Below are 24900 nucleotides of genomic sequence, written 5' to 3'. Positions count from 1 at the left end.
GAAGTTCGACCTGACGATCGGCTTCACCCACCACCTGGACTCGGGACGCCTCGAGGGCGCCGTCAACCACAGCGCCGACCTCTTCGACACCGCCACCGTCCAGCGCCTCACCCGGCACCTCGTCACCCTGCTCGGCGCCGCCGTCGCCACCCCCGACGAGCCCCTGGACCGGCTGCCCGTCCTCACCCCGGACGAGCGCACGACCGTCCTCGGCACGTGGAACCCGGACGCCGTCCTCGACGGCGTCCCGGACGTCGCCGACCGCTTCGCCGCCGTGGCGGCCGCCCGCCCGGACGCGGTGGCGGTACGGCACGAGGGCCGCTCCCTGACGTACGGGGACCTCGACCGGCGCACCGACTCCCTGGCCCGGCTCCTGATCGCGCGCGGCGCGGGCCCCGAACAGCGGGTGGCGCTGCTCCTGCCGCGCTCGCCCGACCTCGTGGAGGCCGTCATCGCGGTCGTCAAGACCGGCGCCGCCTACGTCCCGCTCGACCCCGGCCACCCCGCCGACCGCCTCGCGTGGACACTCGGCGACGCGGCACCCGCGCTCGTGCTCACCACCACCGGCACGGCGGCGGGCGTCCCCGACGACATCCCCGCGCTGTACCTGGACGACCCGGCGGTCACCGCCGAACGCGACCGGCTGCCGAGCGGGCCCGTCGACGCGGCACCCGTCCGGCCGGACCACGCCGCCTACCTGATCTACACCTCCGGCTCCACCGGCCGCCCCAAGGGTGTGGTCGTCACCCGCCGGAACCTCGCCCGGCTCTTCGACGCCACCCGCGACCTCTGCCCGTCGGGCCCCGACGACGTGTGGACGCTCTTCCACTCCTGCGCCTTCGACTTCTCCGTCTGGGAGCTGTGGGGCGCGCTCCTGCACGGCGGCCGTCTCGTCGTCGTCCCCGCCGACGTGACCCGCTCCGCCCCTGACTTCCTGCGGCTCCTGCACGACGAGGGCGTCACCGTCCTCAACCAGACGCCGTCCGCCTGCTACCAGCTCACCGAGGCCCTGACCGCGGGCGAGGGACCGCGCCCCGCCGCCCTGCGCACCATCGTGTTCGGCGGCGAGGCACTCGACCCGCACCGCGTCACGCCCTGGCTGACGCTGCCCGACGCGCCCCGGCTCCTCAACATGTACGGGATCACCGAGACCACCGTGCACGTCACCGCGTACGAACTGGACGCCGAGCGGGCGCGGGAGGCCACCGCGCGCGGCACGAGCCCCGTCGGCCGTGCCGTCGACGACCTGCGCCTGTACGTCCTCGACTCCGCGCTGCGCCCCGTCCCGCCCGGTGTCACCGGGGAGCTGTACGTGGCGGGCGGCGGCCTCGCGCGCGGCTACCGGGGACAGCACGGGCTCACCGCGACCCGCTTCGTCGCCGATCCCTTCGGGGCGCCGGGGGCGCGCATGTACCGCAGCGGAGACCTGGTCCGCTGGTCCGCCGACGGCCAGGCCCAGTACCTCGGCCGGGCCGACCGGCAGGTCTCGTTGCGCGGCTTCCGCGTGGAGACCGCGGAGATCGAGGCGGTCCTGTGCTCCCGGGGCGGGGTGCCGTCGGCCGCCGTCGTCCTGCGCGACGACCTGCCCACCGGACCCGGCCTCGTCGCGTACACCACCGGCGGCGCGAGCGCCGCCGACCTGCGCGCGGTGTGCGCCGAGACCCTCCCCGCGTACATGGTGCCCAGCGCCTTCGTCCCCGTGCCCGCGCTGCCGCTGACCCCCAACGGCAAGCTCGACACGGGAGCCCTGCCGCTGCCCGAGCAGGCTGCCGCGCCCGGCGGCCGCGCTCCGCGCACCGACCTGGAGCGGGTGCTCGCCGAGCAGTTCCAGACCACGCTGGGCTGCGGTGCGGTGGGACTGGACGACGACTTCTTCGTCCTCGGCGGGCACTCGCTGCTCGTGACCGGACTCGCGGGGCGCATCCGTGCGGCCCTGGGCGTCCGGTTGTCGGTCCGTACCCTCTTCGAGCTCCGGACGGTCGGGGAACTCGCCGAGCATCTCGCGGAGGGGGGAGGCAAGGCCGACGCGGTGGCGGTACCTGCGGTGCGGCGGGAGCCCGTCGCCGGGCCGATGCCGGTGCCGCGCCCCGAGCGGCTGCCGCTGTCGCCCGCCCAGGCCCGCCTCTGGTTCCTGCACCGCCTCGCCGGATCCGCGACCACCTACACCGTCCCGCTGCTGCTGCGCCCGCACGCGGCACTGGACGCCGACGCCCTGCCCCGCGCCCTGGCCGCGCTCACCCGCCGCCACGAGATCCTGCGCACCGTCTACCCCGAGCACGAGGGGCGCCCCGTCCAGCGGATCCTCACCGACGTCGCGCCGCGGCTCGCGCACACCGCCGTCGCACCCGGCGACACCCTGGAGGACACCGCACGGCGCCTCGCCGCCGTCGAGTTCGACCTGGAGCAGGAGCCGCCGCTCCACGCGCACGCGCTCGAAGCCCCCGACGGCACGTACGCCCTGCTCCTGGTCCTGCACCACATCGCCTTCGACGAGCGGTCCGTCGAGCCGCTGACCCGCGACCTCGCCCTGCTCTACACCGCCGAGCTGACCGGCGCCGCCGCGCCGCCCGCGCCCGCCCTCCAGTACGCCGACTACACCCTGTGGCAGGCCGACGCCCTCGCCGCGGACGAGCGGCGGCTGCTCGCCCACTGGCGCGGGACCCTGGCGGGCGCCCCCGCCGAGACGCCCCTGCCCCTCGACCGGCCGCGCGCCGCCGAGGTCGACCAGCGGGGCGACTCCGTGGAGTTCACCGTCCCCGCCGACGTGCACCGCGCCGCGTCCCGGCTCGCCGCGGACGGCGGCGCCACCCTGTTCATGGCGCTCCAGGCGGCGTTCGCCGCCCTCCTCACCGCCCACGGCGCGGGCACCGACCTGCCGCTCGGCACCCTCCTGAGCGGACGCGACGAGGACGGCCTGCGCGACCTGCCCGGCCTCGTGGCCAACACCGTGGTGCTGCGCACCGACACCTCCGGCGACCCCACGTTCCGCGAACTCCTCGCGCGGGTGCGGGACATGGACCTCGCCGCCTTCGAGCACGGCGAGCTGCCCTTCGAGCGCCTGGTGGACGAGCTGGCCCCCGAGCGCTCCCTGTCCCGGCACCCGCTCTTCCAGGTCGCCGTCATCCACCAGAACGCGCCCGGCCACACCGTGGCCTTCGGCGACGTGCCCGCCGACGTCCAGCTCGTCGAGACCCGCGGCGCGAAGTTCGACCTCACGCTCGCCGTCGTCGAGGAAGCGGGCCGCGACGGGCTGCGCGCCGCCCTCAACTACCGCACCGCGCTGTTCGACAGGACCACGGTCGCCGCCCTCGGACGGCGGTTCACGGCACTCCTGGACTGGCTGTGCCGCCACCCCGGACGCCCCATCGGCGAGGCGCCCGTCACCGACGCCGAGGACCGCGGGGCGCTCGCGCGCTGGGCCGCCGAACCGATGCGCGCCGTGCCCGCGACGACCCTGCCCGAACTCGTCCGCCGGCAGTGCGCGCACACCCCGTCCGCCGAGGCGCTGCGCGACGGCCCCCGCCGCTGGTCCTACGCGGAGTTCGACACCGAGGCCGACCGGATCGCCGCCCTCCTCGCCGAACGCGGCGTCGGCCGCGGCCACGTGGTGGCCGTCGCCCTGCCGCGCTCCGCCGAACTCGTCCTCGCCGTCCACGCCGTGCAGCGCGCCGGTGCCGCCTACCTGCCCGTCGACCCCGACTGGCCTCCGGCGCGCATCCGGTCCCTGCTCGCCGACGCCGGTGCCGCGCTGCTCGTCGCCGACGGTGAGGTGGCCGCGCGCCTGGACTGCGTGCCGACGCCCGCCCCTGACGCGGACGAGGAGCTGCCGCGTCTCCTTCCGAGGGACGGGGAGCCGGCCGTGGTGCCGGCGGCTGGGCGGGTGCCCCTGGACCCGGGGCCGCTCCTGTCCCCGGCCGACGGCCCGTCACCCCTCACCCCACCCAACCCCCTCCCGCCCCTCCTCGACATCACCGCGCACGCCGTGCCGAGCCGCCGCGCCGAGCCGAAGGCACCGCGGCCCGGCGACCCCGCCTACGTGATCTTCACGTCGGGTTCGACGGGGCGCCCCAAGGGCGTCGTCGTCCCGCACTCCGCCGTCGTCAACCGGCTGCTCTGGGCGCAGGACACCTACCGGCTTGCCGACGACGATCGGGTGCTCCTGAAGACTCCTGCCACCTTCGACGTGTCGGTGTGGGAGCTGTTCTGGCCGCTGCTCGCCGGGGCCACCCTGGTCGTCGCCGGACCGGACGACCACCGTGACCCGGCCCGGGTCGCCCGGCTGTTGCGCGAACACGCCGTCACCACCGTGCACTTCGTGCCGTCCATGCTGGCCGCCTTCACGGCCGCCGCCGAACCCGCCGACTGCGCCACGCTCCGCCGGATCCTCGCGAGCGGCGAGACCCTGACCGCGGCCGTCGTCGCCGATGCCCACGAGCTGGTCCCGGGTGCCGCCGTGCACAACCTGTACGGGCCCACCGAGGCCGCCGTGGACGTCACCGCGCGGCACGTCACCGCGCGCGACGTCAGCTCCGGGCGCGTCCCCATCGGCCGCCCGGTCTGGAACACCGAGGCCCTGGTCCTCGACGCCCGCCTGCGGCCCCTGCCGCCGGGCGCCGTCGGTGAGCTGTACCTCGCCGGGGCCCAGCTGGCCCACGGCTACCAGGGCCGTCCCGCGCTCACCGCCGAACGCTTCGTCGCCCACCCCTACGGCCCGCCCGGTGCCCGGCTCTACCGCACCGGGGACCTGGCCCGCCGCCGCCACGACGGTGAGCTCGAACACCTGGGCCGCAGCGACGACCAGCTCAAGCTGCGCGGCCAGCGCGTCGAACCCGGAGAGATCCAGGGGGTGTTGGAGACGCATCCGGACGTGGCGCACGCCGCCGTCGCCGCGCGCACGGACACGCGGACGGGGACCGTCCACCTCGTCGGGTACGTGGTCCCGCGTGACCCGCGTGACCTGCCTGACCCGCGTGCCGCGCTCACCGGCCTCGACGGGGTCCGGGAACACCTCGCGGCGCAGCTGCCCGCCCACCTCGTGCCCACCGCCCTCGTCGAGCTGGACGCCCTGCCGGTGACGGCCAACGGCAAGCTGGACCGCGCGGCCCTGCCCGACCCGGAGTTCGCGTCCGGCGAGGCCTGGGCGGAGCCCCGGACGGAGGCGGAGCGGGCCCTCGCCGTGCTGTTCGCCGAGCTGCTGCACACGGACCGGGTCGGTCTCGACGACAGCTTCTTCGCCCTGGGCGGCGACAGCATCCTGTCCATCCAACTGGTGGGCGCCGCCCGGAAGACGGGGCTGCGGTTCACCCCGCAGGACGTGTTCCGGCAGCGGACCGTGCGGGGGTTGGTGGCCGCGGCGGCAGCGGTCGCCGAGGCCGATCAAGGCACGGCGGCGTCGCCGGACACGCCGGTGACCGGTGAGCAGTGGCCGGTCACGCCGCTGCAGGAGGGACTTCTGTTCCTGTCGCGGTACGACTCCGCGTACGACGGCCGCGACGACACGCACGACGCGTACGGCACGCACGACGGCACGGACGGCGGCGCGGGTGGCCTCGACCTCTACCACGTCCAGGTCGTGATCCGGCTGACCGGCACCGTGGACGCGGCCCGACTGCGGGCCGCGCTCGCCGCCGTGCTCGACCGGCACGCGCCGCTGCGCACGGCCTTCACCGCCGCCGACGGCACCTGGACGCAGCGCGTCCTGCCCGGCGTCGTGCCGGACCTCGACGAGCTCGACCTGCGGCGCCGCAGGCCCAAGGAGCGGGACCGCCGGGCCCGGCGACGCGTCGAGGACGAGCGGATCCGCCGCTTCGACCTGGCCGCGCCGCCCCTGCTGCGCGGCGTCCTGATCCGCCACGACGACACCACGAGCGACCTCGTGCTCACCGCCCACCACGTCGCCCTGGACGGCTGGTCCGTGCCGCTCCTCGTCCGCGAACTCCTGCACGGCTACGGCGGCGCGGCCCTCGCCGAGGCACCCCACTACCCGGACTATCTGCGCTGGCTCGCGGCCCAGGACCGCACCGCGGCACGCGACGCCTGGCGGGCCGCACTCGACGGCGTCGACGAGCCGACGCTCCTCGTACCGGAGCACACCGGCGGCGGCGACCTGCCCGAGGAGCACACGCTGCGCCTGGACGCGGAACTCAGCGGCCGCCTCACCGCGTTCGCCCGGGAGCGCGACCTCACTCTGAGCACCCTGCTGCAAACCGCGTGGGCGCTCGTCCTCGGCGCGCGCACCGGCCGCCGTGACGTCGTCTTCGGGACGGTGGTCGCGGGGCGCCCGGCGGAGGTGCCGGGCGTGACGGAGATGATCGGCCTGTTCGTGAACACCGTCCCGGTCCGCGTCCGCACCCGCCCCGAGGACACCCTCGACGCCCTGCTCCAGCGGGTGCGCGACGACTTCACGGCGCTCCTCGCGCACCACCACCTGGGCCTCGCCGACATCCAGCGCGCCGCAGGACACGGCACCCTCTTCGACACCCTGACCGCCCTGGAGAACTATCCCGCCGACGCGCTCACCGCCCTGGGCGCCGCGGCCGGGCTCGGCGTCGACGACGTACGCGGCAAGGACGCCACCCACTACCCGCTCACCTTCGTCGCGATCCCCGGCCCCGAACTGACCCTCCGGCTCACCCATCAGCCCGCCGCGGTGGACCGGGCCACCGTCGTCGCCCTCGCCGAACGGGTCCGGCAGGTCCTCCGCACCCTGGTGACCGCGCCCGGAACCCGGGTCGGCGCCCTCGACCTCCTCCTGGACGACGAGCGGACGGCCCTCGCCGGACACCGCGTGGGCCCGCCCGCCGAGCCCGCCCGCACCTGGGCCCGGCTCGTCGCCGACCAGGTTGCGGCCCGGCCCGACGCCACGGCCGTGGACGCCCCCGAGGAGCGGCTGAGCTACGCCCGCCTCGACGCGCGGGCACGGGCCCTTGCCGCGCGGCTCGCCGCCGACGGCGTACGCCCCGGTGACGTCGTCGCCGTCGTCCTGCCGCGCTCCACCGCCCTGGTCGTCGCCCAGCTCGCCGTGCAGCAGGCGGGCGCCGCGCACCTGCCCGTCGACCCGGACTACCCCGACGAGCGGATCCGGCACATGCTGACCGACGCCGCCCCGGCCCGGGTCCTCACCCACCGCGGACTCGCCGTGCGCTTCCCGGGCGCGCTGTACGTCGACGACGCGGGCGCGGACGACCGTGGACCCGGCGACGGGGGAGAGGCGTTCGCGGACGTCGCCGTCACGCCCGAGCACCCCGCGTACGTGATCTACACCTCCGGGTCGACCGGCCGTCCCAAGGGCGTGGTGACCGCGCACCGCGGCCTCGCCTCGCTGGCCGCCGCGCAGGCCGAACGGCTCGCCATCGACCCGACGAGCCGGGTGCTGCAACTGGCCTCGCCGTCGTTCGACGCCTCGGTGATGGAGACCCTGATGGCGCTGGCCACCGGGGCCACCCTCGTCGTGCCCGAACCCGGGCCGCTGGCAGGCGAGTTGCTCGGCGAGACACTGGCCGGGCGCCGGGTCAGCCACGCCCTGATCCCGCCCACCGCGCTCACCGGGCTCGCACCGGACGGCCTGGACGCGCTGCGCACCCTCGTGGTCGGCGGCGAGGCCTGCACCGCGTCCCTCGCCGGGCGCTGGGCTCCGGGCCGCCGCATGGTCAACGCCTACGGTCCGACCGAGGCCACCGCCTGCGTCACCATGAGCGCCCCGCTCGACCCGTCCGGGGCGCCGCCCATCGGCACCCCGCTGACCGGGGTCCGCCTGCACGTCCTCGACGGCATGCTGCGGCCCGTACCGCCGGGCACGGTGGGCGAGTTGTACGCGGCGGGCACCGGAGTGGCCCAGGGCTATCTGGGCAGGACCGCGCTCACCGCCGAACGGTTCGTCGCCGAGCCGGGCGGCGCCCCGGGCAGCCGCATGTACCGCACGGGGGACCTGGTCTCCCGGGACGCGCACGGGGTGCTGCGCTACTACGGGCGCGGCGACGACCAGATCAAGATCCGCGGGTTCCGGGTGGAGCCCGGGGAGATCGTGGCGGCGCTGCACGCGGCCGTGCCGTTGCGGGCCGCCGCGGTGACGGTGCATCAGCCTGCGGGCGGGGACGGTGTCGGGGGTGCCGGGGGTGGTCCGCGGCGTCTGGTGGGGTATCTCGTTCCGGCGGGCGACGGCGACGGTGTCGGCGGCGGCAACGGCGGCAGGGGCGGTGTCGCCGTAGGTGTCAGCGTCGGTGTCGGCGTTGGCGGTCGTGACGGCGCGGGTGTGGGCGAGGGCCCGGACGCGGGCATGGGCGAGGTGGCGCGCGCGGGCGGCATCGACACCGACGCCCTGCGCGCCGCCCTCGCGCGGACGCTGCCCGACCACATGGTGCCGAGCGCCTTCGTCACCGTGGACGAGCTGCCCGTCACGCCGAACGGCAAGCTGGACCGGGCGGCGCTGCCCGCGCCGGACTTCGCGTCGGCGGTCGGCCGTGCCGGGTGCGAGGGGCCCGAGGAGGAGGCGCTCGCGGAGGCCTTCGCCGCCGTGCTCGGACTGCCCTCGGTCGGGGCCGAGGACGACTTCTTCGCCCTCGGCGGCGACAGCATCCTCTCCATCCAGCTCGTCGCCCGCGCCCGGGCCGCGGGACTGCGCGTCACCCCGCGAGAGATCTTCGAGCAGCCCACCGTGCGCCGGCTCGCCGCGCTCGTCACCGCGCGCGAGCCCGGCGCCGTACGGCCCGCGACCGCCGCGCCGGAGATGTCGGCCGTCGGGGGCGCGCCGCTGACGCCGATCATGCGCTGGCTCGCCGAACGCCGGGGCCCCGTCGGGCGGTTCAGCCAGTCGATGCTCCTGACCCTGCCGCCGGGCATCTCCGCAGAGACGCTACAGGCGCTGCTCGCCGCCGTGCTCCGACGGCACGACGTGCTGCGCGCCAGGGTCGACCTCGACGCCGGGACCTTCGAGGTGCCGCCGGAGGACGGCGTCGGCGCGGCGGACGTACTCGAACTGCGGGCGCGCGAGGACCGGTTGAGCGAGGAGGAGCTGGCGGCGGAGGTCGCCGAACTGGCCGCCGCGCTCGACCCCGCCGCCGGACGGATGGTGCGCGCCCGCGCCTATCTGCCGCCCGGAGCGGGCACGGGCCGACTCCTGCTGGTCGTGCACCACCTCGTGGTGGACGGGGTCTCCTGGCGCATCCTGCTGGACGACCTCTCCCGAGCGGCCGAGGACGTCCGCGCGGGGAGGCTCCCCGAACCCGCCGCCGTACCGACGTCGTTCCGCGCCTGGAGCCACGCCCTGCACCGGCAGGCCGCCCGGCGCGACGACGAACTGGCGGTGTGGCGTGAGGTGGTGGACTCCCCGGACGCGCTCCCGCGACTCACGACGGGCGACCTCGGCACGGTCGGCCAGGCCCGGCACAGCACCGTCGTCCTCGACGCCGAGCACACCCGGCCGCTGCTGACCCGGGCCGTTCAGGCGCACGGCGCCCGCGTCCAGGACGTCCTGCTCGCCGCGCTCGCCACCGCCGTACGCGACTGGGGCGGCCAGGAGCGGGTGCGCTTCCTCGCCCACGTCGAGGGCCACGGGCGCGAGGAGCAGATCGAGGACGGCCTCGACCTGTCCCGCACGGTCGGCTGGTTCACCAGTCTGTATCCGGTACGCCTGGAGGCCGCCGCCGACGAGCCGCCAGGCCGGACCGTGGCGCGGATCAGGGACGCCCTGGGGCGGCTGCCCGACAGCGGCATCGGCCACGGTCTCCTTCGCCACCTGACGGCCGGGCCCGGAGCCGAACTCGCCGCCCTGCCCGCCCCGGCCCTCGCCTTCAACTACCTCGGCCGGTTCGGCGCGGGCGGCGGCGCGGACGAGCGCCCCTGGACCGCGGCGCCCGAGGCCGGGGTCCTCGGCGGCGCCATCGACGACGACCTGCCGATGGCGCACGCCGTCGAGCTGAACGCCGTCACCCGGGACACCCCCGAAGGCCCCGCCCTGCACACCCGGTTCACCTGGGCCCCCGCCGCACTCGACGAGGCGGCCGTCGCCGCGCTCGCCCGGCACTGGATCACGGCCCTGAAGACCCTGGCCGCCCCCGACGGCCCCGGCGCGACGTCGGCACTCTCGCCGCTCAGCGCCGAACAGACAGCACAGCTCGATGCCCGATGGAGGAACCGGTGAGTGCGGAGTACGGGATCCAGGACATGGACGGGACGGACGCGGTGGACGCGGTGGACGGGGCGGATGCGGTGGACGGGACGGAAGCGGCGGACGGGGCGGACGGGGCGGACATGGTGAACGGGGCGCACATGGTGGTCGGGTCGCCTGTCCCCGGGGTGGCCGCTGACCCTGGGGCGCCGGGCGCGGACGCCCCCGGTGCGGACTCTCCGGGCACGGGCACGTCGGACGCGGGCGCCCTCGGCACGGACACCTCGGCCACGGACGCCCTGCGCACGACCGACGCCCCGGGCGCAGACGCCCCGGGCACAGACACCTCGGATGCAGGCGCCCCCGGCCTGGAAGACGTCCTCCCCCTGTCCCCCCTCCAGGAAGGCCTCCTCTTCCACGCCGACCTCGGCGCCGCCGACGGCGTGGAGTCCCTCGACGTCTACACCCTGCGCCTGGTCTTCCGGCTCCGCGGCGACCTCGACGGCACCGCGCTGCGACGGGCCGTCGACACCGTGCTGCGCCGCCACCCCAACCTGCGGGCCGCGTTCCTCCAGGACGGCCTGGAGCGGCCGGTCCAGGCCGTCCCCGGCCGGTGGAGTGTCCCGTGGCGCGAGGTGGACCTGCGCGCCGCCGACCCGGTGGAGCGGGCGGCCGAGGAGGAGCGGGTGCTCGCCGAGGAGCGCGCGCACCGCTTCGACCTGACCCGGCCCCCGCTGCTGCGCGTGACCCTGCTGCGGACCGGCGACGCCACGCACACCCTGGTCCTCACGGCGCACCACATCGTCCTCGACGGCTGGTCGATGCCGCTGCTCGGCAAGGAGTTGTTCGCCGCCTACGCCCGGCACCGCGACCCCGCCGCGCCCGCCCTGCCCGAGCCCCGGCCCTACCGGGACTTCCTGGCCTGGCTGGCGCGGCAGGACAGGACCGCCGCCGAGGACGCCTGGCGCGAAGCGCTCGCCGACGTCACCGGGCCCACCCTGCTTGCGCCGACGGCCGCGGGGGCCGCCGTGCCGACGCAGCCGCTGGTACGGGAACTGCGTCCGGGCGCCGCGACCGCCGACGGACTCGCCACCCTGGGCTCCCGGTACGGGCTGACCGCGGCGAGCGTCCACCAGGCCGCGTGGGGCGCCGCGCTCGCCCGCGTCACCGGCCGCTCCGACGTCGTGTTCGGCACGACCGTATCCGGCCGCCCGGCCGACCTCGACGGCGCCGAATCGATGATCGGCCTGTTCATCAACACCCTGCCCGTCGCCGTGCACGCCCCGCCGCGCCAGAGCCTCGGCGCGACGGCCAAGGCGCTCCAGCGGGACCAGGCCGCACTCCTGGACCACCAGCACCTCGGCCTGGCCCGCATCCTGCAACTGGTCGGCCAGGGCGAGCTGTTCGACACGCTCCTGGTGGTCGAGAACTTCGGGGTCGACTCCGAGGGCCTGGCCCGCACCCAGGCGGCCGCCGGACTCACGGTCGACTCCGTGACCGGCGAGGACGCCACGCACTACGCGGTGACCCTGGTGGTCCACCCGGGCCCCCGCCCCCGCATCGCCCTGCGCCACCGCCCCGACCTGATCACCGCCGACCGCGCCGCGTCCCTCGGCGCCGCCTTCCTGCGCGTCCTGGACGCCCTCGCCGCCGACCCCGAACAGGCCATCGGCGCGGTCGAGTTGCTGTCGGCGCCCGAGCGCAGGCGGGTCCTCGACGACGGGGATCCGCTCATCGAGGAGACGGCCGCGCGGGGGACGGGCCTGCGGGGCGAGGGGAGTGAGGGGAGCGAGAGGGGCGCGCAGGACGGCCCGGGCGATACCCTCACCGAGCGGTTCGCCGCCGTGTGCGCCCGCCACCCCCACCAGGTCGCCGTCACCGACGACGGCACCCACCTCACCTACGCCGACCTGGACGAGCGCTCCAGCCGCATCGCGCACCTGCTCCGGCGACGCGGAGCCGGGCCCGGCACCCTGGTCGCCCTGTCCCTGCCGCCGTCCGCGCGGCAGCTCTGCGCGCTCATCGGCGTCCTCAAGTCCGGTGCCGGATATCTGCCGTTGGCGCCGGACGCCCCGGCCGACCGCGTGGCCGCACAGCTCGCCTCGGCCCGGCCCGTCCTCGGCCTCGCCCTCAGCGGCAGCACCCCGCCCCCGGGCACCGACTGGCTCGCCCTGGACGCCCCGGACACCGCCCGCGAACTGGCCGCGCTGCCCGTGACCCCGCCCGACGTCACGGTCGGCCCGGGCGCCACCGCGTACGTCATCCACACCTCCGGTTCCACCGGCCGCCCCAAGGGCGTGGTCGTCGAGCACCGCAACGTGCTGCGGCTCCTGGACGTCACCGAGGAGGAGTTCGGCTTCGACGACAGCGACGTGTGGACGCTCTTCCACTCGTACGCCTTCGACTTCTCCGTCTGGGAGATCTTCGGCGCGCTCCTTCACGGTGGCCGCCTGGTCGTCGTACCGCGTGCGGTGACGCGTGCGCCCGAGGAGTTCGCCGCGCTCCTGCGGCAGGAGCGCGTGACCGTCCTCAACCAGACGCCGTCGGCGTTCTACCAGCTCAGCGAGGCCGTGCTCGGCGGCGACCCGGACGGTCTTCCCGACCTGCGGACCGTGGTGTTCGGCGGCGAGGCGCTCGACCCGGACCGGCTCGCCGCCTGGCGCGAACGGCACGGCGGGCAGGGCCCGGAGCTGGTCAACATGTACGGCATCACCGAGACGACCGTGCACGTCACCCACCACGCGCTGGACGACGAGGACGCTCTCGACCGTGCGGGAGGCGCGCAGGAGCCGCGGAGCGATGAGGAGGACGGCGTCGCCCGGCCGCTCAGCCCCGTCGGCCGTCCCCTCGACGACCTGGCCGTGCGTCTGCTCGACTCCGCGCTGCGGCCCGTCGCCCCCGGCGCGGTCGGTGAACTGTACGTCGCCGGGCCCGGCCTGGCCCGTGGCTACCTGGGCGCGCACGCGCTCACCGCGACCCGGTTCGTCGCGCACCCCTTCGGGCCGCCCGGATCACGCATGTACCGCACGGGCGACCTGGCCCGGTGGACGGCCGACGGGGAACTCGACTATCTGGGGCGCGCCGACGAGCAGGTGCAGATCCGCGGGTTCCGGGTGGAGCCCGGCGAGGCCCGCGCGGCGCTCGCGGCGCTCGACGGGGTCGGCGACGCCGTCGTGCTCGCCCGCCCCGCGCCGGACGGCGGCACGCGCCTGATCGGGTACGTCACGGCGGCGGGACCCGACCGCCCCGACCCGGCCGCGCTGCGCGCCGCGCTCGGCAGCCGGCTGCCCGACTACCTGATACCGGCCGCCGTCGTCCTCGTGGACGCCTGGCCGCTGACCGGCAACGGCAAGCTCGACCGGGGCGCGCTGCCCGCCCCCGAGGAGCGGCCCACGGGCGGCGGCCGGGCGCCCGCGACACCGCAGGAGGAGATCGTCGCCGGGCTCTTCGCCGACGTGCTCGGCCGGACCGACGTGAGCGCCGACGCCGACTTCTTCACCCTCGGCGGCCACTCCCTGCTCGCCACTCGCCTCGCCTCACGCGTCCGTGCCGCCCTCGACGTGCAGCTTTCCGTACGGGACGTGTTCGAGGCACCGACCGTCGCCGCCCTTGCCGCCCGCGCCCGCGCGGCCACGGCGGCGGGGACCCCGCTGCGGGCCCGCCCCCGCCCGCCGGAGGTGCCCCTGTCGGCGGCGCAGCGGCGGCTCTGGTTCCTGCACCAGCTGCACGGCGCCGACGCCACGTACACCATTCCCTTCGTCGCCCGGCTCACCGGACCGCTCGACGTCGCCGCGCTGCGTGCCGCCGTCGTCGACGTCCTCACCCGGCACGAGAGCCTGCGCACCGTCTTCCCCGCCACCGAGGGACAGCCGCGCCAGGAGGTCGTGGCCGCGGCCGAACTGCCGCGGCAGCTCGCCGTGACGGACGTCGCGGAAGGCGAACTGGAGGCGTCCGTCCGGCGGTTGACGCAGGAGGTCTTCGACATCGAGCGGGACGTGCCGCTGCGGGCGACCCTGCTGCGGCTCGCCCCGGAGCAGCACGTCGTCGTCCTGACCGTGCATCACATCGCCGCCGACCAGTGGTCCGCGCGGCCCCTGCTGAGCGACCTCGCGACCGCGTACGCGGCGCGCCGCGACGGCCGCGCGCCCCGGCAGCCCGACCTGCCCGTCCAGTACGCGGACTACGCCCTGTGGCAGCGCGAGACGCTGGGCGAGGAGGGCCCCGAGGAGCAGGTGGCGTACTGGCGGCGGCAGCTCGCCGGGCTGCCGCAGGAACTGCCGCTGCCCGCCGACCGCACCCGGCCCGCCGTGCCGAGCCACCGCGGCGGCTTCGCGCGCTTCACCGTGCCCGGGGACGTGCACCGCCGGATGCGGGACCTGGCCCGGGACCGCGCGAGCTCGCTGTTCATGGTCGCGCACACCGCGCTCGCCGCGCTCCTCAGCAAGGTCGGCGCCGGATCCGACATCGTCATCGGCACGCCCGTCGCGGGCCGCACCGACGCCGCGCTCGACGACCTCGTCGGGTTCTTCGTCAACAACCTCGTGCTGCGCACCGACGTGAGCGGCGACCCCAGCTTCCAGGACCTGCTGGCCCGCGTCCGGGAGACCGACCTGGCCGCGTACGCGCACGCCGACGTGCCCTTCGAGCACCTGGTGGACACCGTCGGGGAGGAGCGTTCCCTCGCCCGGCATCCGCTGTTCCAGGTGATGCTCGCCCACGAGAACCGCGCGGCCGAGGAGATCGGCCTGCCCGGCGTCACCACCACGACGATCCCCGCGACGGGCGGCGCCGCCAAGTTCGACCTGACCCTCACCCTCGTCGAACGCGACGGCGCCGACGGCATCGACGGCGTCCTCGAATACGCCCGCGACCTCTTCGACCCCGACACCGCGGAGACGCTCGCCCGTCGCTTCGTCCGGCTGCTCACCGCCGCCTGCGCGGACCCCGGCGCGCCGCTGCACCGCCTGGACGTCCTCGACCCGGCCGAACGCGCCGCGCTCGTCGCGCCGTTCGACGCGGCGGAGACGGCTCCCGGCGCGGCACCGACGGCCGGTGCGGAGCCCGGCGCGGCTGCCGCGCCCCCCGTGGGAGCCGACGCCACCCTGCCCGGACTCTTCGCCGCCCAGGCCGTCGCCACCCCCGACGCCCCCGCGCTCGCCGGGGACTCCGCCCTCGGCACCGGACGCACCGAGCTGACCTACGCCCGGCTCGACACGGCCGCCGACCGCCTCGCGACCCGCCTCGTCGAGCACGGCGTACGCCCCGAGGACCGCGTCGCCGTCCTGCTGCCCCGTACCGTCGAAGCCGTCGTCGCGCTGCTCGCCGTGGCCAAGGCGGGCGCCGTGTATCTGCCCGTCGACCCCGACTACCCGGCCGAGCGGATCGCGTACATGCTCGCCGACGCCGCACCCGCGCTCGCCGTCGTCGCGCCCGGCACCGACCACCCCGGCCTCTCCGGGCTGCCGCGTGTGGAGCTGGACGAGGACGTCCTGACCGGGCCCGGCAAGGACCTCGGCGTCTGGCGGGCGGCGCGGCCCGACTCGGCCGCGTACGTCATCTACACGTCCGGTTCCACCGGCCGCCCCAAGGGCGTCGTCGTCACGCACCGCGGCCTGCCCGCCCTGGCAAGGACCGTCACCGAGGCGTTCGGCACCGGACCCGGTTCGCGCGTGCTGCAGTTCGCCTCGCTCAGCTTCGACACGTCGGTGTGGGAGATCGTCATGGCGCTCCTGTCCGGCGCCGCACTGGAGATCGTCCCCGCCGAACGCCGCCTCGGCGCGCCGCTCGCCGCCTTCCTCGCCGAGCGCGGCATCACTCACCTCACCGTGCCGCCCGCCGTCCTCGCCGCCCTGCCCGCGGACGGGGTCGCCGAAGGGAGCACGCTGATCGTCGCGGGGGACGCCTGCACCTCCGAACTGGTCCGCGCCTGGGCGCCCCGCACCCGCATGTTCAACTCCTACGGGCCCACCGAGACCACCGTCGACGCCACCCTGTGGCGCTGCGCCGCCGATGCGCCGGACGGCCCCGTCCCGGTCGGCACGCCCGTCGCCGAGACCGGTGTCTACATCCTGGACGCGGCGCTCCAGCCGGTGCCGCCCGGCACCCCGGGAGAGCTGTACGTCACCGGCTCCGGGCTCGCCCGCGGCTACCACCGGCGCCCCGGCCTGACCGCGGGGCGCTTCGTCGCCGACCCCTACGGCCCGGCGGGCAGCCGCATGTACCGCACCGGCGACCTGGCCCGCCGGAACCGGGCCGGGGACCTGGAGTACCTCGGCCGCGCCGACAGCCAGGTCAAACTGCGCGGCTTCCGCGTCGAGCCGGGCGAGATCGAGGCGGCGCTCACGGCCCGCGACGGCGTGGCGCAGGCCGCCGTCACGGTCCGCACGGACCGGCCGGGGCAGCAGCTCCTGGCCGGGTACGTGGTCCCGGCGCCCGGGGCCGCGCTCCGGCTCGACGCGCTGCGCGCCGACCTGGCCCGGGAGCTGCCCGACTATCTGGTGCCCGCCGTCCTGGTGGAGCTGCCCGCGCTGCCGCTGAGCCCGCACGGCAAGGTGGACCGCGCCGCGCTGCCCGCCCCCGAGACCGGCAGTGCGGACGAGGCTCCGCTCGACGGCACGGCCGGGCGGATCGCCGCGCTGTTCGCGCGGGTCCTGCGCGTCGAGACCGTCGGCGGCCAGGACTCCTTCTTCGCGCTCGGCGGGGACAGCATCTCCTCCATCCAGCTCGTCGCCCGCGCCCGGCAGACCGGACTCGCCCTCACCGCACGGCAGGTCTTCGAGCACCGCACACCGGTCGAACTGGCCGCCGTCGTCGAGCCGTTGACCGCGCCCGATGACTCGGGGGGAGCCGGGGACTCCGGTGCGGACGGCGCGGCGGCCGGGCCCGTGCCGCTGACCCCGGTCATGCGGTGGCTGGCCCGGCACCCCGAGCACTGGCGCGGTTTCCACCAGTCCGTGCTCGTGTCCGTACCGGCGGACCTCGACGAAGCAAGGCTGCGGGACGCGCTGCGCGGTGTGCTCGCGGCCCACGCGATGCTGCGGGCCCGTGCGGTCGTGGGGGGCGACGGGGAGGTGGCCCTTGAGGCCGGCGACCTGCCGGCGGCCGCCATCGAGGACCCCGCGCTGACCTCCGTGGATGCCGTCGGCCTCGACACGGCCCGGCTGCGGGAGATGATCGCCGAGGAGTCGGAGCGCGCGGCGGCCGCACTCGACCCGGACGCCGGGCGGATGCTGCGCGCCGTCTGGTTCCGGCGCGGCGACGGGGACGACGGACGACTGCTCCTGACCGTCCACCACCTCGCCGTGGACGGAGTGTCCTGGCGCGTCCTCCTCGCGGACCTCGCGGAGGCGGCCGCGACCGGCCGGGCACCGGAACGCCCGGCGACCTCCTTCGGCCACTGGTCCCGGCAACTGGCCGCCACCACACCGGCGTACGAGGCGGAGCGGGACCACTGGCGCAGCGTCCTGCGGGACGCACCCACCCCGCTGGGTGACGGCACCGGACGGGCAACCGGCGGGGCGTCCGGCGGGGCGTCCGGCGGGGTGTCCGAGATACGGACCCGCCTCGCCGCCGACCTCACCGGCACGCTCCTCACCGACGTCGCGACCGCGTTCCACGCCCGGCACGAGGAGGTCCTGCTCGCCGCGCTCGCCCGCGCGGTCGGCGGCGAGGGCGGACTGCTCGTCGACGTGGAGTCCCACGGACGGCATGAGGAACTCGTCGCGGGCGCCGAACTCTCCCGCACCGTCGGCTGGTTCACCACCCAGTACCCGGTACGGATCGGCGCCGCGCCCGGTGACCTCGGCGCGGCCGTCAAGCATGTCAAGGAACAGCTGCGGGCCGTGCCCCGGCACGGCACCGGCTACGGGCTCCTGCACGACCAGGCCGCCAGCGGCGCCCAGCTCGCCTTCAACTACCTGGGCCGGTTCGCCGCGGCCACCGACGACGGCCACTGGAGCCCCGCCCCGGAGTCCGACGCCGTGCACACCGGGGACCTCCCCGTCCTCCTCGACGGCCATCTCCTCGACGTCAACGCCTCCACCCTCGACGGCCCGCACGGCCCCGAGATGACGATCCGCTGGACGTACGCCGAGGGGTGCCTCACGCGGGAGCAGGTCGAGCGCGTCGCGGACCGCTTCGCCGCCGTCCTCGCCGAACTGGCCGCCCGGCACGCCGAACCCGGCTTCGCCGGACACACCCCGAGCGACTTCCCGCTGCTCGCGCCGACACCGGACGACCTCGCCGAGCTGGAGCGGCTGCACCCCGACTTCACCGACGCCCTGCCCCTCTCCCCGCTCCAGCAGGGCCTCGCCTACCACGCGCTCTCCGACCCCGACGCGCCCGACGTGTACGTGGTGCAGCTGGAGCTGGAGATCACCGGGCCCCTGGACCCGGGGCGGCTGCGGGAGGCGACGCGCACCGTCATCGGGCTCCGGCCCGGACTCCGGGCCGGATTCAGGCAGTTGGGGTCCGGGCCCCCGGCGCAGGTGATCACCGCGGGCGTGGATCCGGAGTGGCGGGAGCAGGACCTGCGGGGCCTGCCCGGGGAGGCTGGGGACCTGTCCGGCGCGGGCGAGCCCGGGGCGGGTGGCGACCCGTCCGAGGTGAGCGGCGCGGGCCCGCTCGGGTCGGCCGCCGACGAGCTGGCCCGGCTCGCCGAGCAGGACCGCACCCGACGCTTCGACCTGGCCCGCCCGCCCCTGCTGCGCTTCACCCTGGTCCGTCTCGCCGACGACCGCCACCGGCTGCTCTTCACCAGCCACCACCTGCTCCTCGACGGCTGGTCGGCGCCCCTGTTCCTCGGTGACCTGTTCACCGCGTACGCGGGCCACGTGCCGGAGCGGCGGCGGCCGTTCGCCGACTACCTCGGCTGGCTCGCGGAGCGCGACGAGGCCGCCGCGCGTGCGGCGTGGCGCCGGGCGCTCGACGGGGTGGGCGAGCCGACCCTGGTCGCCCCGGAGGCGGGCCCCGCCGCGCCGGGCCTGCCGGCCGAGGCCGAGCTGGTCCTCGACGCCGCGCCCACGCGGGCCCTGGAAGACGCGGCCCGGGCGGCGGGCACCACCCTCAACACCCTGGTGCAGACCGGCTGGGGGCTCGTCCTCGGCCGGCTCACCGGCCGCGACGACATCGTCTTCGGCAGCGCGGTCTCCGGCCGCCCCGCCGAACTCGCGGGCGTGGAAGCGATGATCGGGCTCTTCGTCAACACCCTGCCCGTACGGGTGCGCTGTGCCCCGGGGGCGCCGCTCGGCGCCGTCGTCACCGACCTGCACGCCCGGCAGCTCGCGCTCCTTGACCACCAGTTCCTCGGCCTCGCCGACATCCAGCGCGCCGTGGGCCTGCCCGCGCTCCTCGACACCATGACGGTGTTCGAGAACTACCCCTTCGACGAGGAGTCCCTCGCCGACCGGGAGCGCGCCGCCGGGCTCCAGGTCCGCGGCGTCGGCGGCCGGGACGCCAGCCACTACCCCCTGACCCTCGCCGTCACCCTGCGCGAGGGCCGCCTGCGACTCGTCCTCAAGCACCGCCCCGACGTCTGCGAACCGGCGGACGCCGACCACGTCCTGGGGCAACTCGCGCTCGCGCTGGAGGCGTTGGCCCACCGCCCGGACATGCTCACGGGTGCGCTCGGCCTGTCGGTGACGGCGCCGTCGTTGGTCGGCGGGGAGCCTCGGGAGCGGGCCGGTGGGGCCGTCGCTTCCGGTGATTCCGGTGATTCCGGTGCGTCGAGCCCTTGCGGTACGTCACCTGCATCCAGCCCGTCGGGCCTGTCGAGCCCGTCGGGTCTGTCGGGTCTGTCGGGCCCGTCCAGCCTCTCCGGCATCGCGGCCCGCGTCGCCGCGACCGCCGCCGCCCGGCCCGACGCCGTCGCCCTGCGCCCCCTGTCCGGCGGCCCGCACGTCACGTACGCCGAACTCGTCAGCCGCGCCGCCGACATGGCGGCACGCCTGCGCGCCGAGGGCGCCGGACCCGAGCGGGTGGTCGGCGTGCTGCTGCCCCGCTCCACGGACCTGGTCGTCGCGCTCCTCGGCACCCTGTGGGCGGGCGCCGCCTTCCTGCCGCTGCACCCGGACTGGCCCGCCGCGCGCTGCCGGGACGTACTGGAGGCGGCGGGCGCGGTGGCGCTGATCCGGGCGCCGGGCACGGCGGACGTACCGCTCGTGCCCGGACTGCCCGTCGTGCACCCGGGCCCGGCGGCACCCGCGTCCCCGGCCGCCACCGGCCAGGGCGTCCCCGCCCCGGCCCCCGTCCGCCCGGACCACCTCGCCTACGTGATGTACACCTCCGGGTCGACGGGCGTGCCCAAGGGCGTCGCCGTCACCCAGGCCGACGTCCTCGCGCTCGCCGCCGACACCCGCTTCGCGGGGGACGCCCACCGGTCCGTCCTGATGCACTCGCCGCACTCGTTCGACGCCTCCACCTATGAACTGTGGGTCCCGTTGCTGCGCGGCGGGGAGGTCGTGCTCGCGCCCGACGAGGCGCTGGACCCGGCGCGCTGGCGGGAACTGCTGGCCGGGGCGGGGCCGGACGCCGACGCCGACCCGGGGAGCGGTCCGCGCGGCCCCGTGGGCGCCGCCTGGTTCACCGCCGGCCTCTTCTCCCTCCTCGCCGAGCAGGCCCCGGAGGCCTTCACCGGCCTGCGCGAGGTGTGGACCGGCGGGGACGTCGTGCCGCCCGCGGCGGTCGCCGCCGCGCTCGCGGCCGCTCCCGCGCTGCGCGTCGTCAACGGCTACGGCCCCACCGAGACCACCACCTTCGCCACCGCGGGCCCCGTCGACGCGGCCGCGGCCGCCACCGGCCGCGCCCTGCCGATCGGCGCGCCCCTGGACGGCGTGGCGGTACGGGTCCTCGACGGGGCGCTGCGGCCCGTGCCGCGCGGCGTGCCCGGCGAGCTGTACCTCGGCGGCGGCGCACCGGCCCGCGGCTACCTGGGGCGGCCCGACCTCACGGCGGAACGCTTCGTCGCCGACCCGTGGGGCGCCCCCGGCGGGCGCATGTACCGCACCGGGGACCTGGTGCGGCTGTGCCCGGACGGCGGCATCGACTTCCTGGGCCGGGCCGACGACCAGGTGAAGCTGCGCGGCTACCGCGTCGAACCCGGCGAGGCCGAGGCCGCGCTGCACGCCCTGCCCGCGATCGCCCGCGCCACCGTCCAGGTGCGCGCCGACCTGCCGGGCGGCCCCGCCCTCATCGCGTATGTCGTGGCCGCTCCTGGCGCGCGACTCGAACCGGACTCCGTACGGGCCGACTTGAGCCGGACCCTGCCCGGATACCTGGTGCCCTCGACGGTCCTGGAACTCCCGGAGATCCCGCTGACCGCCCATGGCAAGGTCGACCGCGCCGCGCTGCCCGCGCCCGCACCGGAGCGCCCCGGCAGTGGGCCGGCCGCGCCGCTCGGCCCGCGCGAGGAACTGCTGTGCCGCCTGTTCGCCGACGCGCTCGGCGTCGCGCGCTGCGGGCCGCACGAGGACTTCTTCGACCTCGGCGGCCACTCGCTCACCGCCATGCGCCTCGTCGGCGCGGTGCGCGTGGCCCTGGACGCCGAGCTGTCCGTGCGCGACCTGTTCACCGCCCGCACCCCGGCGGCCACGGCCGCCCTGCTGCGGCCCGCGCACCGGCCCGCCTTGCGGCCCGTCCCGCACGCCCCGGACGCCGACCTGCCGCTGTCCCCGGCCCAGCAACGCCTCTGGTTCCTGGACCGGTTGGCGGACGAGCCGACCGCCGCGTACAACGTGCCCATCGCCCTCAAGGTGGCCGGACGCCTGCGCCCGGACGCGCTGCGGGCCGCGCTCGGCGACCTCGTCGCACGCCAGGCCGCCCTGCGCACCGTCTTCCCGGACCGGGCGGGCCGTGCCGCGCAGCGCGTCCTCGACCCCGCCGAGGCCCCCGTGGACCTCCAGGTCCTTGACGTCACCGAGGAGACCGCGGACGCGGAACTGCGTGCCGCGGCCCGGCGGCCCTTCGCCCTCGACCGCGAGATCCCGCTGCGCGCCACCCTGCTGCGGGTCGGCGCGGACCACGACGTACTCCTGCTGCTCCTGCACCACATCGCCGCCGACGAATGGTCGGTACGGCCCCTCCTGGACGACCTGTCCGCCGCCTACGCGGCGCGCTGCCGGGACACCGTGCCGCAGTGGGAGCCGCTGCCGGTGAGCTACGCGGACTACACGCTGTGGCAGCGGGAGACGCTCGGCGCGGAGGAGACGGGGGACGGCCCGCACGCCACGTACGACGGTACGAGCGGTACGAGCGGTACGAGTAGGAGGGGCGAGGCGCGGGAGGCCGTGGAGACGGGCCGTCAGATCCGCTACTGGGAGCAGCAGTTGGCGGGCGCGCCCGTCGAGATGCCGTTGCCGCTCGACCGGCCGCGCACCGCGGACACCGGCACGGACGGTGACGTCGTCGAGTTCACCGTGCCCGACGACGTGCGCGCGGGCCTCGCGCGGCTCGCCCGGCGCGCCGGTGCCACGCCGTTCATGGTCGCCCACGCCGCCCTCGCCGCGCTGCTCCGGCGGCTCGGCTGCGGCGCCGACGTGCCTGTGGGCACCCTCGTCGCGGGCCGGGACGAGGCGGCGCTGCACGACCTGGTCGGCTTCTTCGTCAACACGCTGGTCCTGCGCACGGACGTCAGCGGCGATCCGACGCCCGCCGACCTCGTGGCCCGCGTGAAGGCCACGGACCTGGCCGCGTTCGACCACGCCGACGTGCCCTTCGAACGGCTCGTGGACGTCCTGGACGTGGAGCGGTCCCTCGCCCGGCACCCGCTGTTCCAGGTGATGCTGAACCACCAGACCCGCACCCCGCAGGGCCCCCGCCTCGGCGCGCTGCCCACGGAGCCGGTGCCGGTGCACACCCGGACCGCGAAGTTCGACCTCACCTTCACCCTGGTGCAGGACCCGGGCCCGGACGGCGCGCTGAGCGGCGGCATCACGTACCGCACCGGCCTGTTCGACGACCGGACCGTGCGGGACCTGGCCGACCGGTTCCTGCGTGTCCTCGCCGCGTTCGCGGACCGCCCCGACACGCCCCTGAGCGCCGTCGACCTGCTGGACGCGGGGGAGCGGCGCCGGATCCTCACGGAGTGGAACGCCGCCGAGGAGCCGGTCGACGCACCGGCGCTGCCCGCCGCGTTCGCCGACCAGGCCGCCCGCACCCCGCACGCCCCCGCGGTGATCAGTGAGGACGGCACCCTGAGCTACGGCGAGCTGCTGGCCCGCGTCGACTCCCTGGCCGTAGGGCTGCTGCGGCACGGTGTCCGGCGCGGTGACGTGGTCGCGGTGCTTGTGCCGCGCTCCGCCGACCTGGTCGCCGCCGCGCACGCCGTGCACCGGGCCGACGCGGTCTACCAGCCCCTGGACCCCGACCACCCCGGGGCCTGGCTGACGGCCGCCCTGGACCGCAACCCGCCCCGGGCCGTGCTCGCCACCACCGCCACCCGGGCCCTGCTCCCGGAGGCCCCGCCCTGGCCCGTCCTGCTTCTGGACACCGGGGGCAGCGGGGGCGCCGAGGGAGGTGAGGGTGCCGGGGACGCCCGCGACGCCGAGGGAGGCAGGGGCGCCGAGGGCGCCGGGGACACCCAGGCGTCCCCGGCCACCGCACCGCACCTCCCCGCACCCCCCGAGCCCCCCGCCGCCCAGCCCGCCTACGTCCTGCACACCTCCGGCTCCACCGGCACCCCCAAGCCGGTCGTCGTGCCGCACGGCGCCCTCGCCAACCGGCTCGCGTGGACGGCGCGGCGCTTCCCGCTCGGGCCGGGGCAGCGGATGCTGATGAAGGCGTCGCCCGGCTTCGACGTGTCCGTCTGGGAGATCTTCGGGCCGCTGCTCAGCGGCGCGGCGGTCGTCGTCGCCCGCCCCGACGGCCACCGGGACCCCGCCTACCTGGCGCGGCTCGTACGCGAACAGCGCGTCGACGCGGCGCACTTCGTGCCCTCCGCGCTCGCCCTGTTCGCGGCCGAGCCGGAAGCCGCCCGCTGCACCGACCTCACCTGGGTGTTCAGCGGCGGCGAAGCCCTGACGGACGCCCTCGTGCGGGACTGCGCGGCGGCACTGCCCGCGCCCGTCGTCAACCAGTACGGCCCCACCGAGGCGGCCGTGGACGTCACCGCCCGCCGCGCCGTGCCCGGGGAACAGCCCCTGGTGCCGCTGGGCGCCCCGGGCGCCGGGACCCGCGCCTACGTCCTGGACGACCTGCTGCGGCCCGTGCCCGGCGGGATCACTGGCGAGCTGTACCTCGGCGGCGCCCAGCTCGCCCTCGGCTACCTCGGCCAACTCGCGCGGACCGCCGAGCGGTTCGTCGCCGACCCCTTCGGCCCGCCCGGCGCGCGGCTCTACCGCACCGGCGACCTGGCGCGCTTCAACCGCGCGGGGGAGCTGGAGTTCGCGGGCCGCGCCGACGACCAGGTGAAGCTCGGCGGCGTACGCGTCGAACCCGAGGAGGTGCGGGCCGCGCTCCTGGACCACCCCGCCGTACGGGACGCGGCGGTGCTGGTCCGCGGCGACCTGCCCGGCGCCGACGGGGACCGGCTCGTCGGCTATGTGACGTGCGCGCGGGACGGCGTCGAACCGGAGGACGTCGTCCGGCACGCCGCCGGGCTCCTGCCCGCGGCCCTCGTCCCCGCCGCCGTCCTCGTCCTGGACCGCTTCCCGCAGACCGTCGGCGGCAAGCTGGACCGGCGCGCCCTGCCCGTGCCGCGCGCGACCGGGCCCGCAGCGGACGACGTGCCCCGGAACGGGCCCGAGCGGATCATCGCCGAGCGGATGGCCGCCCTGCTGCGGCTGCCCGCCGTCGGCCCGCAC

Annotated in this window: 2 protein-coding genes (both cut by a window edge); both read left to right on the top strand. The window is 76.7% G+C overall.

The features are described 5' to 3' along the window. Positions 1 to 10138: the 3' portion of a non-ribosomal peptide synthetase gene (locus OO63_RS09160; RefSeq protein WP_031192383.1), read on the top strand. The gene continues 7586 nt to the left of window position 1, outside the view; only the last 10138 of its 17724 coding nucleotides appear in the window; its start codon lies beyond the left edge, outside the window; it ends in the stop codon at positions 10136 to 10138. Beyond that, a protein-coding gene (locus OO63_RS09150) for a non-ribosomal peptide synthetase (protein WP_234335439.1) crosses the window boundary here: on the top strand, positions 10135 to 24900 show its 5' portion. It continues 1638 nt past the right edge of the window; 14766 of the gene's 16404 nt are visible here — the first part of the coding sequence; the start codon lies at positions 10135 to 10137; its stop codon lies off the right edge, out of view. The genes OO63_RS09160 and OO63_RS09150 overlap by 4 nt, the downstream gene beginning before the upstream one ends.

Origin of the sequence: Streptomyces alboflavus (genome assembly GCF_000716675.1) — a bacterium.
Lineage (GTDB): Bacteria > Actinomycetota > Actinomycetes > Streptomycetales > Streptomycetaceae > Streptomyces > Streptomyces alboflavus.
Note: the sequence above shows the minus strand (reverse complement) of the source record. Positions and strands in the feature narration are given on the sequence as shown.